This window comes from Rhodococcus spelaei (genome assembly GCF_006704125.1).
In the GTDB taxonomy this organism is placed as follows: Bacteria; Actinomycetota; Actinomycetes; order Mycobacteriales; family Mycobacteriaceae; genus Rhodococcus_G; species Rhodococcus_G spelaei.
This window is the reverse complement of record NZ_VIGH01000001.1, coordinates 259675-275992: the sequence shown is the minus strand read 5'-3', so window position 1 is coordinate 275992 and position 16318 is coordinate 259675. Positions and strand designations below refer to the sequence as shown.

At 69.7% G+C, this 16318-nt stretch carries 13 protein-coding genes and 2 pseudogenes; 9 read left to right on the top strand and 6 right to left on the bottom strand.

Annotation, left to right across the window (positions count from 1 at the left end; all coding sequences use genetic code 11):
- Positions 1-43 precede the first annotated feature (43 nt).
- Both FK531_RS01195 and FK531_RS01190 read right to left on the bottom strand, forming a co-directional pair.
- On the bottom strand, positions 44-1597 hold the full coding sequence (locus FK531_RS01195) for a succinic semialdehyde dehydrogenase (RefSeq protein WP_142094825.1): 1554 nt from the start codon (positions 1595-1597) through the stop codon (positions 44-46).
- A gap of 166 nt (positions 1598-1763) precedes the next feature.
- Positions 1764-3413 (bottom strand): annotated as a pseudogene (locus tag FK531_RS01190) (acyl-CoA synthetase).
- On the opposite strand from FK531_RS01190, the gene FK531_RS01185 reads away from it, so the two are divergent.
- The 4 genes from FK531_RS01185 to rraA all read left to right on the top strand — a co-directional run bounded on the left by FK531_RS01185 (position 3303) and on the right by rraA (position 6676).
- Positions 3303-4790, top strand: coding sequence for an adenylate/guanylate cyclase domain-containing protein (locus FK531_RS01185; RefSeq protein WP_142094824.1), 1488 nt, complete (start codon positions 3303-3305; stop codon positions 4788-4790). The pseudogene FK531_RS01190 and the gene FK531_RS01185 overlap by 111 nt on opposite strands.
- 110 nt (positions 4791-4900) lie before the next feature.
- Positions 4901-5677 (top strand): MerR family transcriptional regulator, encoded by a 777-nt coding sequence (locus FK531_RS01180; protein ID WP_246097758.1) that lies wholly within the window; start codon positions 4901-4903, stop codon positions 5675-5677.
- A gap of 94 nt (positions 5678-5771) precedes the next feature.
- Positions 5772-6164 (top strand): DUF5313 family protein, encoded by a 393-nt coding sequence (locus tag FK531_RS01175; RefSeq protein ID WP_142094823.1) that lies wholly within the window; start codon positions 5772-5774, stop codon positions 6162-6164.
- A 32-nt stretch (positions 6165-6196) separates the two neighbouring features.
- Positions 6197-6676, top strand: a complete 480-nt coding sequence (gene rraA / locus FK531_RS01170) for a ribonuclease E activity regulator RraA (protein ID WP_142094822.1) — start codon at positions 6197-6199, stop codon at positions 6674-6676.
- Between the two features lie 12 nt (positions 6677-6688).
- On the opposite strand, the pseudogene FK531_RS22580 reads toward rraA, so the two are convergent.
- Both FK531_RS22580 and FK531_RS01160 read right to left on the bottom strand, forming a co-directional pair.
- Positions 6689-7084: pseudogene (locus FK531_RS22580) on the bottom strand (L,D-transpeptidase); the annotation flags it as partial.
- 299 nt (positions 7085-7383) lie between these two features.
- Complete coding sequence (locus FK531_RS01160; protein ID WP_142094820.1) at positions 7384-7605, bottom strand: RNA-binding S4 domain-containing protein; 222 nt, start codon at positions 7603-7605, stop codon at positions 7384-7386.
- Between the two features lie 50 nt (positions 7606-7655).
- Between FK531_RS01160 and lysX the strand changes: the two genes are divergently transcribed.
- The 4 genes from lysX to FK531_RS01140 are packed head-to-tail and all read left to right on the top strand — an operon-like array spanning position 7656 to position 13144.
- Positions 7656-10982, top strand: coding sequence for a bifunctional lysylphosphatidylglycerol synthetase/lysine--tRNA ligase LysX (gene lysX, locus FK531_RS01155; protein WP_435531009.1), 3327 nt, complete (start codon positions 7656-7658; stop codon positions 10980-10982).
- An 8-nt stretch (positions 10983-10990) separates the two neighbouring features.
- Positions 10991-11704 (top strand): DUF998 domain-containing protein, encoded by a 714-nt coding sequence (locus tag FK531_RS01150; RefSeq protein ID WP_142094818.1) that lies wholly within the window; start codon positions 10991-10993, stop codon positions 11702-11704.
- Complete coding sequence (locus FK531_RS01145; RefSeq protein WP_246097756.1) at positions 11701-12528, top strand: alpha/beta fold hydrolase; 828 nt, start codon at positions 11701-11703, stop codon at positions 12526-12528. Before FK531_RS01150 ends, FK531_RS01145 begins: the two co-directional genes overlap by 4 nt.
- 4 nt (positions 12529-12532) lie before the next feature.
- Positions 12533-13144: a histidine phosphatase family protein gene (locus FK531_RS01140; RefSeq protein WP_142094816.1), complete on the top strand. Its 612-nt coding sequence runs from the start codon at positions 12533-12535 to the stop codon at positions 13142-13144.
- 44 nt (positions 13145-13188) lie between these two features.
- On the opposite strand, the gene FK531_RS01135 is transcribed toward FK531_RS01140, so the two are convergent.
- Complete coding sequence (locus FK531_RS01135) at positions 13189-14106, bottom strand: cutinase family protein (protein WP_142094815.1); 918 nt, start codon at positions 14104-14106, stop codon at positions 13189-13191.
- Between the two features lie 199 nt (positions 14107-14305).
- Between FK531_RS01135 and FK531_RS01130 the strand changes: the two genes are divergently transcribed.
- Complete coding sequence (locus FK531_RS01130) at positions 14306-14488, top strand: hypothetical protein (protein WP_142094814.1); 183 nt, start codon at positions 14306-14308, stop codon at positions 14486-14488.
- A 60-nt stretch (positions 14489-14548) separates the two neighbouring features.
- Here FK531_RS01130 and FK531_RS01125 read toward each other — a convergent pair whose 3' ends face one another.
- Positions 14549-16270, bottom strand: a complete 1722-nt coding sequence (locus FK531_RS01125) for an Ig-like domain-containing protein (protein WP_142094813.1) — start codon at positions 16268-16270, stop codon at positions 14549-14551.
- Positions 16271-16318 lie beyond the last annotated feature (48 nt).

The following is a 16318-nucleotide window of genomic DNA, read 5'->3' as shown; positions in this document are numbered from 1 at the left end:
CCCACCTGGGGTGAACGGCGCGCACAGGCGCCGCGGGCGCGGACTACCGGCCGGGCAGGTACTGCATGGTCTTGATGAACGGCGCCAGCACCTTCGCCCAGATCTTGGGCGGAAGTCCCTTGGGCCCACCGAGATTGAGGATGCGGGTCGTCGCGACCGTCTGCGACTCGGTGTACTTCGTCAGACCGCCGGGTCCGTGACGGCGACCGACACCCGAGACACCCATGCCGCCCATCGGGGCGGCGGTACTGCCCCAGGCCGGGCCGTAGCCCTCGTCGACGTTGACGGTGCCGGCGCGGACCTGCGCGGCGATGGCCTCGCCCTCGGCCTTGCTGCCTGCCCAGACGCTGGCATTGAGGCCGTACTCGGTGTCGTTGGCGCGGCGGATCGCCTCGTCCACGTCGGCGACCGGGTAGATCGAGACCAGCGGACCGAACGTCTCGTTGCGGGCGCACTCCATCTCGTCGGTGACGCCGGTGAGCACGGTCGGCTCGTAGAACAGCGGGCCGAGGTCGGGACGGGCCTTGCCGCCCGCGACCACCGTCGCACCCTTGACGACCGCGTCGTCGACGTGCCCGGAGACGGTCTTGACCTGTGCCTCGGACACCAGGGAGCCCATCTCGACGCCGAACTCGTAGCCCGGTGCGAGGGTGATCTTCTTGACCCGGTCACCGAACAGCCGGGTGAACTCGTCGGCGACGGGCTGCTCGACGTAGATGCGCTCGATGGAGATGCACAGTTGACCGGAGTTCGAGAAGCAGGCGCGCACGGCGGCGTCGGCGACCTCGCGCAGGTTCGCGCCCTTGGTCACGATCATCGGGTTCTTGCCGCCGAGTTCGGCGGAGAAACCGATCAGGCGACGGCCGGCCTGCTCGGCGAGCAGCTGCCCGGTCGCGGTGGAACCGGTGAACATCAGGTACTCGGTGTTCTCCACGATGGCGGTGCCGACGACCGAGCCCTGGCCGGGGACGACGGCGAACAGGTCACGCGGCAGTCCCGCCTGGTACAGGAGCTCGACGCAGGCCAGCGCGCAGTAGGGCGTCTGACTGTCCGGCTTGATCACGACGGCGTTGCCGGCGAGCAGCGCGGCGATGGCGTCGGAGACGGCGAGGGTCATCGGGTAGTTCCACGGCGAGATGACGCCGACGACGCCCTTCGGGTGATGCCGGACGACGGTCTTGGTCAGGCCCGGGAGCATGCCCTGCACGCGCTGGGGCTTGAGTGCCTTCGGGGCGAGGCGGGCGTAGTACCGGGCGGTCATCGAGATGTCGAGCACCTCCTCGAGTGCCGAGGACCGGGACTTGCCGGTCTCGGCCTGCGCCATGTCCATCAGGGCGTCGCGGTTCTCGAGCACCAGGTCGCGGTAGCGGTGGAAGATGCGGGCGCGGTCGGCAGGCGAACGGCGGGCCCACTCCCGCTGGGCGACGCGGGCCCGTTCGATGGCGGCCTTCGCGTCGTCGGCGGTGCCGACGGGGACGGTGGCCAGCTCCCGGCCGGTGAAGGCCTCGACGACCGGGCGCGTCGGCCGGTTCGCCGCGTCGGGAATGGCGATCAGTTCGGCGAGCCGTGCGAAGGTCGCGGCGGACGGAGCAGGCATTTCTTACCCCTACTGGTTAGTAGTTTTTGCGGTTACAGACAACCTACCGCGTTGGTGTCCGCCGTCACAGGGGTGTCCGACTACCCCGCACCACTTTCCCGAATGGCCCATCCAGTCACTTGGACCGACCGGATGGGCCATTCGGGAAACAACGCCGGGGTTCCTCCTACGTCTGCGCGACCATCTCCTTGGCCCACCGGTAGTCGGCCTTGCCGCTCGGCGAGCGCCGGATCGAGGGCACGACCACGACCGACCGCGGGATCTTGTACCCGGCGACGTGGGCGCGGCAGTGCTCGGCGATCTCGTCCGGGTCGGCGCCGACGTCCTCGCGCAGCTGCACGATCGCCGCGACCCTCTCGCCGAAGCGGGCGTCGGGCGCCCCGGCCACCAGCGCGTCGAGCACGGCCGGATGCGTCTTGAGCGCCTGCTCGACCTCCTCAGGGAACACCTTCTCGCCGCCGGTGTTGATGCACATCGACCCGCGGCCGAGCAGCACGATCGTGCCGTCGGCCTCCATCCGGCCCAGGTCCCCGAGCACGGCGAGCCGCACCCCGTCGACCACCCGGAACGTCGCGGCGGTCTTCTCGGGGTCGTTGTAGTAGGCCACGGGGACGTGCCCGCGACGGGCGATGTACCCGGCCTCACCGGACCCCGCCGGCAACGCGATGCCGCGCTCGTCGACGAGCATCATGTTCGGGTTGGACCGGATCCGCTTGGTCCCGTCGGCGCCGAACTCGACCACGCCGTCGTTTCCGGACTCCGAGGCGCCGAAGGCGTCCTTGATGACGAGTCCCGGAATCAGTTCGCGCAGTTCGTCTTTGAGTTGCGGCGAGAACAGGGCACCGCCGGAGCCGATCAACGTCAGCGAGCTCAGGTCGTACTCGCCGCGGTGCGCGACGATCGCGTCGGCGATGGGGCGGGCGATGGCGTCCCCGACCACGGTGATCCCGGTGATGTGCTCGGCCTCGATCAGTCGCAGGCACTCCACCGGGTCGAAGGCACGGATCAGCACACGAGGGGCGCCCATCAGGAACGCGGTCAGCAGCGAGTAGATGGCCGCGCCGTGCATCAGCGGCGGAATCAGCAGCAGGACAGTCGGATTGGCGTTGGCAACGGCCGCGCTGACCACCTCGTCGAGACTCGTCCGGGGCGGACCGCTGAGGTTCGCCCCGGACAGCGCGGCGTAGTAGAAGTCCTCGTGTCGCCACACCACACCCTTCGGCATCCCGGTGGTGCCGCCGGTGTAGATGACGAAATGGTCGTCGGGGCTGCGTGGCGCGAAGTCCCGGGTGTCGGGCTGTGCCGCCAGTGCCGACTCGTAGCCGACGACATCACCACCCGACTGCTCGCCGCCGACCACCACCAGGTGCCGCACACCGGGGCACTGCGGCAGCGCGGCGGTCGCGGTCAGCAGGTACTCGTCCTCGACGACGAGCGCGACCATCTCCGAATTGTTGTACAGGTAGACAAGTTCGGCGTCCGTGTACCGGTAGTTGACGTTGATCGGGACGGCCCGGATCTTCATTCAGGCGAGCAGGCACTCGACGTACTCGATGCAGTTGCGCATGTGCACACCGACGTGCTGCCCGGGCCGCACCCCGACCGACTGCAGGTGGTGCGCGAGCCGGTTCGACCGCCGCTCGAGTTCCGCGTAGGTGCGCCGCTCCGACGGCCCGCCGGCCGGCGGGGCGACTAGCCTGGGGGAATGGACCCGCCGGGGACCAGGTACGTCGAGCGCGACGGTCACGCGCTCGCCTACCAGGTCGTGGGCCGGGGCGAGGCCGAGGTGGTGTACTTCTTCGAGATCAACTTGCATCTCGACCTGATGTGGACCGACCCGCAGATCCACTACCTGATGGAGCGCGGCGGCACGTTCGCCCGCAGCGTCTTCTTCCAGCGTCGCGGTTTCGGACTGTCCGACCCGGTCGAGCGCGCGCCGACCCTCGACGAGCAGGCCGACGACGTCCTGGCCGTGATGGACGAGATCGGGATGCGCCGGGCCACCATGGTCGGGGTCGCCAGCACCTGCGGGGCACTGGCGCTACTCGCCGCCCGGGCGCCCGAGCGGGTGGCCGGGCTCGTCCTCGTCCAGCCGACCGCGGAGCGCCTGATCGGGGGCCGCCACCACCCGCACGGCTGGGATCCCACCGACGTCGATGCCTTCGTCCGCGGCTGGCGCTCGGCGGCCGCGCACTGGGGTTCCGGAGGGAGCGCTCGGATGTGGGACCCGGCCGTGGATTCGACCTTCAACAGGCGGTTGATGGGCATGCTCGAACGCTGCTCGGCCACACCGACTACCGCACAGGCCCACCTGGAATGGATGTTCCGACTTGACTATTCGCACGCGCTGCCCCTGATTCAGTGCCCCGCACGCGCGCTGCTCGTCCCGGCCAGTCCCGTCTCGCGGGGCGCCGCGCGCTGGGTCGCCGAGCAGATCCCGCACGGCAGCTTCCACGTGCTCGCGCCCGCCCCGCCGGGGGCCTCGCTCGGCGAGGCATGGCTTCCGATCGTCGATCACGTCGAGGAGGTGGCGACCGGCGTGCACCGCGCACCCGATGCCGACCGTTTCCTCGCCTCCGTGCTGTTCACGGACGTGGTGGCGTCCACGGAGGCACTGGCCCGGATCGGCGACGTCGCCTACCGGGACCTGCGCGCGGCCCACGAACGCCAGGTGCGGTCCTGCGTCGAAGAAGCCGGCGGGCAACTCGTCAACGTCGCGGGAGACGGCACTTTCAGCGTGTTCGAGTCCCCGGCGGCGGCAGTCCGCTGTGCGCGACGGATCTGCGAGCAGGCGCACGGTCTCGGCATCGAGGTCCGTGCGGGGGTGCATACCGGTCAGGTACAGCGCGCCGGGCCCGACCTCACCGGAATGACCGTGCACATCGGGGCCCGCATCTGCGCGACCGCCGGTCCCGGTGAGGTTCTGGTGTCACGGACGGCCCGCGACCTCGTCGTCGGATCCGGACTGAGGTTCGACGACCGCGGCGAACACACCCTCAAGGGCGTCCCGGGTCGCTGGCGGATCTACGCCCTCGACACGGTCGAACACCCGGCGACACCTGCTGAGGCGCCGCGCCCCACCCTGGTCGACCGGGCGATCATCCGCACCGCCCGGCGGGCGCCGCAGGTCCTTCGAGCGGCGGTCGGGCTGGCCAACGCCAGGCAGCGGCGACAGTCCCGCAGCGGGACGTAGGCGGAGGAAATGGACCCGCCGGGCCCGCTGACGGCCGGCGGACCCGGTGCGAGCGGCACACTGGATCCGGGCTTGACCCTCACGCGACGGGAGGCTGCACGGTGACCGGTGTGAGCGAGAACAGGGAGTCCCGGCTGACCGTCGGCGAGGTCGCCCGGCTGGTCGGGGTGAGCGTGCGGACGTTGCACCACTACGACGAGATCGGGTTGGTCGCGCCGTCGGGTCGCACGCCGTCCGGCTATCGCAGCTACTCGGCTGCCGACGTCGAACGCCTGCACCAGGTGCTGACCTACCGGGAGCTCGGCTTCCCCCTCGAGGAGATCGCGACCCTCCTCGACGATCCGTCCGTGGACGCCCTGGCGCACCTGCGGCGACAGCGCGAGCTGTTGGAGCAGCGGATCGATCGCTTGCATCGGATGGCCGCGGCCGTGGAGAAGATGATGGAGGCGAAACAGATGGGTATCCAGCTGACCCCAGCAGAGCAGCGCGAGATCTTCGGCGACAACTGGCCCGGCGAGGAGTACGCCGCCGAGGCCGAGCAGCGCTGGGGCGACACCGACGCCTGGAAGCAGTCGCAGGCCCGGTCGGCCAAGTGGACCAAGGACGACTGGCAACAGATCAAGGCCGAGACGGACGCCCTCGAGGCGGACTTCGCGGCAGCGTTGGCCGAGGGTGCGGCCGCGGACTCGGACCGGGCGGCGGCGCTGGCCGACCGTCACCTCGAGAGCATCCGCAGGCACTACGACTGTGGTTACGACATGCAGGTGAACCTCGCGCAGATGTACGTCGCCGACGAGCGGTTCCGTCGGCACTACGACGACGTCGCGGCCGGGCTGGCGCAGTACCTGCACGACGCGATCGTCGCGAACGCCGCGCGCCACGGGTAGTCCGGATTTCTCTCACAGTCTGTGGCCCGAACGCGCGACAACCGCCGTTCGGGCCGCGAACTGTGAAGCCGCTCCGGAGTCCTACGCTGTACTCATGCCCGACCAGCGCAAACCCAGTTTCGGCCAGTACCTCGGTTACCTGTTCGGTCGGACTCTGCCCGATTCCATGCAGGACTGGGTACGCGAGGACCTCGTCGGCCGGGGCGCCTCGCTGCGCTATGTGGTGCGGTTCACGGTGCCGCTGATCCCGCTGTTCGTGGCGTTCTACTTCCTGATCCCGGGCGAGCGCTGGATTCCGCTGGCGATGATGGCGTTGCTGCTGTTCCCGGTGCTGTACTTCGCGATCGCGCTGATGAACATCTACCGCAGGCACCGCCTGCTCGCGCACGGTCTCGACCCGGAACTGCTCAACGAGAAGGCGCAGCGCCGGGTCGAGCGCACCCGCGACGACTACGAGCAGCGCCACGGTCGGGGCCAGGCTGGCTAGGCTGTTGCCGTCCGTAGACGAAGGGAACATGCATGAGTGAGCAGGTAGCCACCGCCGACCTGGCCGACGAGATCGGCCCCGACATCCGTAGCTGTGACACTCAGTTCATCCAGTTCGGTGGCAACGCAGTCTTTTCCGGCCGCGTCACCACCATCAAGTGCTTCCAGGACAACCTGCTCGTCAAGCAGACCCTCGGTGAGCCGGGCAACGGCGGCGTGCTCGTCGTCGACGGCGACGCGAGCGTCCACACCGCGCTGGTCGGCGACATCATCGGCGGCAAGGGCGTGTCCAACGGCTGGGCGGGCGTGATCGTCAACGGCGCCGTCCGCGACTCGGCGATCCTGCGGACCCTCGACATCGGCATCAAGGCACTGGGCACCAACCCCCGTAAGAGCACGCAGACCGGCTCCGGCGAGAAGAACGTCCCGGTCTCGTTCGGTGGCGTGACCTTCAACCCCGGCGAGATGGTCTACAGCGATCACGACGGCGTCGTCGTCCGCGCGGAGGACTGACCCCGGTTCGGCTCAATCCACCACGGTGACAGCGTCACCCACGTTGACGTTGTCGAAGAACCAGCGGGCGTTCTCGGGGCTCAGGTTGATGCACCCGTGGCTGACGTTCGCGTAGCCCTGCGAGTCGACCGACCACGGGGCGGAGTGCACGAAGATGCCGCTCCAGGTGATCCGGACCGCGTACTCGACCTCGAGCCGGTACCCCTCCGGAGAGTCCACGGGCACGCCGTAGGTCGACGAGTCCATCACCATGCTGCGGAACTTCTCGAGGACGTGGAAGGTGCCGAGCGGAGTCTCGTGGCCGGGCTTGCCCATCGACGCCGGCATCGCCTTGACCACGCCGCCGATGTCGACGGTGAACTGGTGCGTCGTGACGTTCGCGACGGCCACGGGAGTGTCACCGGCCTGCGTTCCGAACCCGTCGGCGGCGGGCGCCGCTCGAGCCGCGTTGCCCGCACCGAACAGCAGCACCGCGGCGACGGCGACCAGGACTCGCACACTCTGTTTCTTCCACATGGCGTACCCGCCCTTCGGAAAGACGCGGCTAGCCCTACCAGTTAAGCACCACGGCCGAGCCGGGAACAGAGCCGAGCGAGCGCTGTTCGCGTGGTCCACCCGACCGCCCCGAGAGTGCACCTGCCGGGGCATCGCTCGAGAGGACGTGACGAAAACTGCACACTCGGCGAACCAACCGGGCAATCGGACAGCTACTCGTGCGCGACCCGGGCGCTCATGCCACCGATCTCCACGACGTCGCCCGCGTGCAGTTGCCGGCCGCGGCGCACCTCCGGCTCGCCGTTGACACTGACGAGTCCGTCCGCGATGACCCCCTTCGCCTCCGCGCCGGAGTCGATCAGGTTGGCCAGTTTCAGGAACTGGCCGAGCCGAATGGACTCGTCGCGGATCGGCACGTCTTCGGGGGCAGGCATGGGCCCATCATCCCCCACCTCCCGGCGGAACCCTTCACACTGGGTACATGATGCCGACCACGACAAGTCAACCGCCGGGCGGTCCCGTCCGGCCACCGGCCCGCGCTCTCGGCAAACCGCCGAACGGGCGGTTGAGCGAGGTGCCGCACATCGCGGGACTCGTGGTCGGGATCATCTCGATCCTGGTGTTCCTGTGGAGCCTGTCGCCGGTACTGCGCTACCTGACCCGGGTGCCCCGCGAGTACCTCGACGCCTACTACCTCGACGCGCCGGACACCAGCTTCGCGTGGGCACTGGTACTCGCCCTGCTCGCGGCCGCGCTCGCCAGCCGCAAGCGGATCGCCTGGTGGCTGCTCACGATCTACGTACTCCTGTTCTGCCTGGTGAACGTGGCGCAGGTGGCCGTCGACCGCGACCTCAACGCCGTCGGGGCGCTCGTCGTGCACCTCGCGGTCGCCGCCGTACTCCTCGCCTCACGACCGCAGTTCTACACGCGGGTGCGACGCGGTGCCGGCTGGAAGGCGCTCGGCGTCCTGGTCGCCGGGCTCGCCGTCGGCACCCTGCTCGGCTGGGCGCTGGTCGAACTGTTCCCCGGCACCCTGCCGCAGCACCAGCGACTGCTGTGGTCGATCAACCGGGTCGCGGGCGTCGTGGTCGTCGGCAACGAGCAGTTCGACGGTCGCACACACGGTTTCGTCAACACGCTGCTCGGCCTGTTCGGCGCGCTCGCCCTGCTCGCCGCGGTCATCACCCTGTTCCGGTCGCAGCGCTCCACGAACGCGCTCACCGGTCACGACGAATCCGCACTGCGCGGACTGCTCGCCCGCTACGGCGCCGACGACTCGCTGGGATACTTCGCCACCCGCCGCGACAAGGCGGTGGTGTTCGCCCCGAGCGGCAAGGCCGCCGTCACCTACCGGGTGGAGCTCGGTGTGTGCCTGGCCAGCGGAGACCCGATCGGCGACGAGGAGGCCTGGCCGCACGCCGTCGACGCCTGGATGGACCTCGCCTCGACCTACGGCTGGACGCCCGCCGTGATGGGGGCCAGCGAGCTCGGCGCCACCGCGTACAACCGGGCCGGACTGACCGTGCTCGGCCTCGGCGACGAGGCGATCCTGCACACTCGCGACTTCAACCTGGGCGGCCGTGAGATGCGCCAGGTCCGCCAGGCGGTGAATCGCGTTCGCAAACACGGCATCTCGGTGCGGATCCGCCGGCACCGCGACGTCCCGCCGGAGGAGATGGCTCAGGCGATCACCCGCGCCGACGCGTGGCGCGACACCGAGACCGAGCGCGGCTTCTCGATGGCGCTCGGCAGGCTGGGCGACCCGGCCGACGGCGACTGCATGCTGGTCGAGGCCGTCGACGAGGACGGTGGCGTGCAAGGCATGCTGTCGCTGGTGCCGTGGGGCAACACCGGCGTCTCCCTCGACCTGATGCGCCGAAACCCGATGGCGCCCAACGGGGTCGTGGAGTTGATGGTCAGCGACCTCGCGACCGGGGCGGACAAGTTCGGCGTCACCAAGATCTCGCTGAACTTCGCGGTATTCCGCACCGTGTTCGAGGAGGGTGCCCGCATCGGCGCGGGACCGGTACTGCGCGTGTGGCGTTCGGTGCTGGTGTTCTTCTCCAAGTGGTGGCAACTCGAGGCGCTGTACCGCTCCAATGTCAAGTACCAGCCCGAATGGGCCCCGCGGTACCTGTGCTTCTCCGACAGTCGCGTGCTGCCCAAGGTGGGCGTGGCATCGGCGGTGGCCGAGGGGTTCGTGACCCTGCCGAGGCTGCGCCGGCGGGACGTCAGCAAACACACCGGCGTGCACGAGGCGGTACCTGCGGCGATGGCCGCGACGGTGGCCCTGCACGAGGACGGCAGTGCACCCGACCTCCCGATCACCGACGTCACCGAGGTGAGCGGGCCGCGCCGACCCGAGCAGGTCCGGGTGCGGATGGACAAGCTGGCCCGGCTCACCGAGGCGGGCATCGACGGCTATCCGGTGGCGTACCCGCCGACCCACACCGTCGCCGCGGCCGCCGGCTCGCCGGAGGGCACCCGGGTGCGGATCGCGGGACGGCTTATGCGAATTCGCTCGTACGGCGGCGTCGCGTTCGCCGTGGTGCGGGACTGGTCGGGCGATGTCCAGGTCCTCTTCGACAGAGCCGACGTCGGCGATCGGCTCGACGAGTTCACCGCCGACTTCGACCTCGGCGACCTCATCGAGGTGAGCGGCACCATCGGCCGCAGCCGCAAGGGCGAGCTGTCCCTGCTCGCCGCGGAGTGGCGGATGAACGGCAAATGCCTGCATCCGCTGCCGGACAAGTGGAAGGGCCTGTCCGATCCCGAGACCCGAGTTCGGCAGCGGTACGTGGACCTCGCCATCAACGCCGAGGCGCGTGACCTGCTCGTCGCGCGCAGCGCGGTGGTCAAGTCCCTCCGCGACACCCTGACCGCGCGGCAGTACCTGGAGGTCGAGACGCCGATCCTGCAGCAGGTGCACGGCGGCGCGAACGCGGCGCCGTTCCTCACCCACATCAACGCCTACCACCTCGACCTGTACCTGCGGATCGCGCCCGAGCTCTACCTGAAGCGGCTGTGCGTGGCGGGCATGGAGCGGGTGTTCGAGATCGGCCGGGTGTTCCGCAACGAGGGCGTCGACTTCAAGCACAACCCGGAGTTCACGATCCTCGAGGCCTACGAGGCGCACAGCGACTACGAACGGATGATGGACCTGTGCCGCGAGCTCATCCAGGCGGCGGCGGTCGCGGCGCACGGACGCGAGATCATCCTGCGTCCGGGCCCGGACGGCGAACTGGTCGAGGTCGACATCTCCGGTACGTGGCCGGTCAAGACCATGCACGGGGCGATCGCGGAGAAGCTCGGCGTCGAGGTCACGCCGCAGACCCCGGTCGACGAGCTGCGCCGACTGTGCGACAAGCACGAGATCCCGCACCAGCCTGGCTGGGATGCCGGCGCGGTAGCGCAGGAGTTGTACGAGCACCTGGTCGAGGACCACACCGAGTTCCCGACCTTCTACACGAACTTCCCGACCTCGATGTCGCCGCTGACCAGGCCGCATCCGACCATCCCCGGAGTTGCGGCAAAGTGGGACCTGGTGGCGTGGGGCATCGAGCTGGGCACCGCCTACAGCGAGCTGACCGACCCGGTCGACCAGCGCGCGCGACTGACCGAACAATCGCTGCTGGCCGCGGGCGGCGACGAGGAGGCAATGGAATTGGACGAGGACTTCCTGCAGGCGCTCGAACACGCGATGCCGCCGACCGGCGGCCTCGGGATGGGCGTGGACCGAGTGGTCATGCTGATCACCGGCGGCAGCATCCGCGAGACCCTGGCCTTCCCGCTCGCGAAGCCACGCCAGTGATCGACGAGATGACGTCCCCGTCGACGTCCGTCACCGCGGATCCGCAGCGAACCGGCCGGGCGGTACTGGTCGCGCTGCTGGCGCTCGGCCCGATCCTGTACTCGACGTGGATGCTGGGATGGTTCCTGAGCTCGCACCTCGATCAGTCACGGGCCTACGCCAGCGAACTCGCCGCGCTGGACCAGCCGTGGGGTCTCTTCTATCGCACCGGCGACCTTCTCACCGGCATCGTGCTGACCATCGCGGCCCTGCTGGCGTTGTGGCTGCGGCCGCGACGACTGCTGACCACGATCGGCTGGATCGGCCTCGGCGTCTTCGCAGTCTCGACGATCCTGGACTCGCGGATGCCGCTGGACTGCGCGGCTCACGCCAGTGCCGCATGCGCCGCGCGCGAACAGGCCGGCCTGCTCGACGAGTCCCGCTTCCTGCACGCGTCGACCAGCACGATCGCGGCGACCGCCGCCGCGGTCTCGGTGTTCGCGTTCATCATCGCCGCCTTCCGCTACGGCTGGCCGCGCTGGACCCGATGGTCCGGAGTGGCGGTGGTCGTGGTGTACATGGTCGGCAACGCGTGGACCCTGTTCGCCATCGACATGGACGGACGCGGCGACGAGGTGTGGCTGCTCGGCTACGCGCAACGACTGCAGCTCATCGCCGTCACCGGGTGGATCGTGTACCTGGCCGCGATCGCCGCGAGACAGTGGCGGCAAGGTTCCACGTGAAACCATCCGGCAGGTTTCTGCAGGTCAACGGGTCGAAACTGCACGTCGTCGTGGACGGCGGCGGACCGCCGGTGTTGGTGTGCGGCGGCCTCGCCGGCAACTGGTTCGACTGGGACGCGGTCACACGCGCGCTCGAACCCGACCACACGGTGATCCGATTCGACCGTCCCGGGTTCGGCCTCAGCGCCCCGACCGGCCGACCGCCGACGGTCCGCGGCGAGGCGGAGCGGATCTGCGCGGTGCTGGACGCGGTCGGGGTCGTCGACCCGGTGCTGATCGTCGGGCACTCGATGGGCGGCTGGTACGCGGAGGCCTTCGCCCGACTGCACGGCGACCGTGCGTCGGGTCTGGTGCTCCTGGACGCGAGCGTGGAGCCGCCCCGGCAACCCGCGCTGCCGTCTCGATGGCGGTACGGCCTGGCGACGGCAGCGGCCGCGGTCGCATCCCGCAGCGGACTGCAGCGACTGTGCGCACCCACCGTGCACCGGCTCGCGCACCAGAGCGAGCCGGACGCCGCGACCGTCCCGCTGATGGAGCGGATCGTCACCGAACCGAGCTACCTGCGCGCGGTGCTGCTCGAGAACGCCGCCTACACCGACCTGCCCGCGGAACTGGCGTCGATTCGCGGGGTGGGACCCCTGCCCGACACCCTCGTCGTCGCCGCCGACCAGGGCCTGCCGTGGTCGCCGGCGTGGCTGCGGACCCAACGTCGCCTCGCCGCGGACCTGGGCGCCCGGCTCGAGATACTGCGACCCGCCCGGCACACCGCGATGATCGACCGCCCTGCCGCGGTGGCCGCCCTGATCGCGGGCATGACAGTGTGAACCGGTGCAACTGCTCCTGATCCGCCATGCGCTGCCCGAGCGCATCCTCACCGCCGACTCCCCTGCCGGGGCCGACCCCGGCCTCACTCCGGAGGGACACGCCCAGGCGGCGAGGTTGCCCGAGGCCCTGGCCGCGTACCCGATCTCGGCGATCGTCAGCAGCCCACAGCGTCGCGCACGGGAGACCGCGGCACCACTCGCGACCGCACGCGGTCTGCCCGTCACCGCCGACCCCGACCTCGCCGAATACGACTACGGCCGATCGGATTACGTGCCGATCCACGAGGCCAAGCAGATCGCGCCCGAGGCCTACGCCAGGATTCTCGCCGGGTACCTTCCCGATTTCGTCGACGCGTCCGCCTTCCGGTCCCGGGTCCTGAACGGGATCGACCGGGTGATCGCGGCCGCCGACCACGACGACACGGTCGCGGTGGTCGCGCACGGGGGCGTCGTCAACGTGTACCTGCAGCACCTGCTCGGCCTCGACCGACCGCTGACCTTCCCCGTCGACTACGCCTCGGTGACGCGGATCCTGGTGTCCCGCAACGGCAACGCCCGCCCCGCCTCGGTGAACGAGACGGGGCACGTGCGGGACCTGCTGCCCCGACACCGCTGACGGTCGTCGGGGAGTCCGCTACACGGGCAGCGGCGTGAGCGGATTCAGGCCTTGGCCCGCAGCCAGCCCGCGAGCCAGGTGCCGGGTGTGTTCCCCGCGGCGTCGACGGTGTAGTGCCAGTAGCTCTGGTGCACGCCCGAGCCGTAGAACTGCTCGAGCTGGTCGACGCGCTGCCCGTTCGCCTGCTCGCTCAGCTGGTTCTGCAGGGTCGGGATCCCGCCCGCGCCCAGCAGGTCCTGCCAGATGGCCCCGACCTCCGGCACGTAGTTCGGCGAGTCCGAGGAACCCGGATCCGAGTTGACCGCGGCGGCGCCCGCAAGCCGGGTGACGAAGTCGGTGCGCTCGGTGGAGCAGTACAGGTCGCCGGGGGCGCAGAACGTCACGGTGCGGTCGCTGATCCACCCGAATCCGCCGAGCCGCGGTCCGCCGGCGCCGTTGCCCGACACCCGCGGTCCGATCAACGCGTCGGTCTCCGAGCGGCGCGGATCCGACAGCAGGCCGACGCCCGCGATCTTCTCCGGCCGGATGGTGCTGGTGCCGGTCCCGATCTCGGAGGCGAGGTCACCCGCGGCGTCGGCGCCCTGGCTGTAGCCGATGATCGCGAATCGGGTGCCCGCACACCGCTGCTGCATCGCCTCGAGCATCCCGCGAGCGTTGTCCGTCGCCTGCTTCTTCGACGCCCCGTACACGTCGCCCTCCCAGGGGAACGCGGTCGCGGCGTAGGTGACGTAGTCGGAGCGGATGTTCGCCCCGCCCAGGCGGTCGGTGACCTGGGCCAACATGCCGGGCGTCGGCTGCTTGTCGGCCTTGGTGGACGTCTCCCAGGTACCGGGCACGGCCACCACGTACAGGCTCGGGCAGTCCCCGGCCGGGGACGCCTGCGCCACGGCGCCGGAAACGAGCATTCCGGTGGCGGTCGCGGCACAGGCTGCCACGATGGCCGACAGCTTCTTCAAACGCATGAGTATGGCCCCCCAAAAATCTTGCGAATCCGTCCGAACTACCAGGTCATGGTGGCATCGGAATGTGTCGAACTGATGCACAAACGGTGAAGGAACGTTACCTCAGCGGCCGGATAATTCGCACGCCTATCGATCGAATGACGGACACCTGCCGGTGGCCGCATCCGGCCCGTTCGATCGTCCCGGGCAGAATCGGAGCATGGTCGACGCCCCCGTGATCCTCACCATCGGTTCGGTCTGCGTGGGATTCGTCCTGTTCGTGACCGCCGCGAGCGGTGTCCGCGGCCGCTGGCACCGCGGCATCGTCATCGCCCTGTTCGTGGCCGCCGTCTGCTTCCTCACCGCCGTCCCACTCACGGTCGCCCTCACCGCAGGAGTCTGACCCGGCGCACGAGTGCGCCGCCGGCCTGGACCGGCGGCGCACCCCGCTGTGGACTGGGCCCTACTTGGACGAACCGAAGAGGCTTTCGAGGCTGCCGAATCCACCGCCCCCGTCACCGGGGCCGGTCGCACCGGGCACGGTCAGCGTCTGCGGCGCCGCGGCCGAGCTGGTGAACCCGGCCGCGCCGGTGAACTCCGCGGTGACGTTGTACGTACCGGAGTTGACGAACGTCGTCGGCAGGGTCGCGACGCCGTCGACCACGTCGACCGGTCCGCCGATCAGCGCGTCACCGATCTTGAACTGCACCGTGCCCCTGGCGTTGGCCGGGGCGACCGTCGCCTTGAGCACCACCGGGACGTTCTTCTCGACCGTGCCGAGCGGGGCCAGCGTGGTCGTGGTGTCCACATCCGCGGGAGCGGGCGTGGTGACGCTCACCGGAAAGGCGAGCGAGGTGGACGGCGCGAATCCCGCCCCGCCGGTGAACTTCGCGACGACCTTGTGAGTGCCGGTGGTGGTGAAGGTGTACGGCGCGACCGCCACGCCGTCCGTGCCGACCATCCCCGGAATGGGGGCGCCGTCATCGACGACGAAGTTCACCGTGCCCCCGCTACCCGCCGGGTCGACCTTCGCGGTGAGGTTCACGTCCTGTCCGACCTTGGCGTTGTTCGGCGCCGTCACCGTCGTGGTGGTGGTCGCGTCCGGAGGCGCGTCGGTGGTCACCTTGACGACCTTGGCGGCCGAGGTGGACGCGAGGAAGCCGGTGGCTCCGGAGTACTCGGCGGTGATCGAGTGGTCCCCGTCGGTGGTGAAGGTCGGCGAGATCGAGGCACTGCCGTTCGCGACAGTCACTGCGCCACCGAGCGGCACGCCGCCGTCCTTGAACTGCACGGTGCCGGCATTCGCGCCGGGAGCGACGTTGGCAGTCAACGTGATCGGGGTGCCGTTCTTCGCCGCGGCCGGTCCGGTCAGCGTCGTGGTGGTCGCCTTGTCGGCTTCCTGGATCTTGACCGTCGCGAGCGGGCCGGCACCGACGTTGAGAGGTGCGGTCTGACTGTCACGGGGGGTGCACTGGGTCGGCGCCCAGGCGGTGATGACGAGGGTGGCCTTCGGCAGGAAGGTCAGGAAGTTCTTGTCGTTGGCCCACGCCCCCGCGTCGCCGCTGGTGCGCAACTTGAGGTCGACGTTTCCGGAAGCACCCGCCTTGAGATGCGCCTTGACCTGAGGCAACTGGAATGTGGTGTCCGAACCGGACGACGCCTTCGCGACGATGCCGCCCTCGGAGTTCTTGCTGGAGTTCGGGCCGTTTCCGATGGTCGCGTTGTTGCCCGACAGGCGAAGAATGGTCCCGTTCGGGTCGACGACGCCGTTCTCGTTGACCCGCAACAGGTTCGGAGCCACACCGCTGAGGCCGGAGCCGGTCCCGGGAACAATTTCCGCACCGAGGTAGTCGGCGTTCTGCGGGACCTCGACGTCGATCTTGACCCGCGAGACGTTCTGCACGGACGCCCCGGACACCGAGTTCGGGTACGTGATCGGCGGCGGTGCGATGACGACGTCGAACTGGTCGCCGGCGTTCACCACGGCCGGCGCATCGACGGTCACCGAGGACGGCTGCGACTGCACGGTCGGACCGGCGACTGCGGACGGAGTCGCCAGGCAGGAGGCCGTGAAGGTCGTGGTGGTCGGGGCAGCCTGGGCGGGCACGCCACCGAACACGGTGATGCCGACGACGGCACCCGCGGTGATCGGTGTCGCTAACCGGCGAATTCTCTTGTTCTGCATGAATTCTCCTACGAATGAGGGAAAGTCTGGGCCCACCCGGACCCGGGG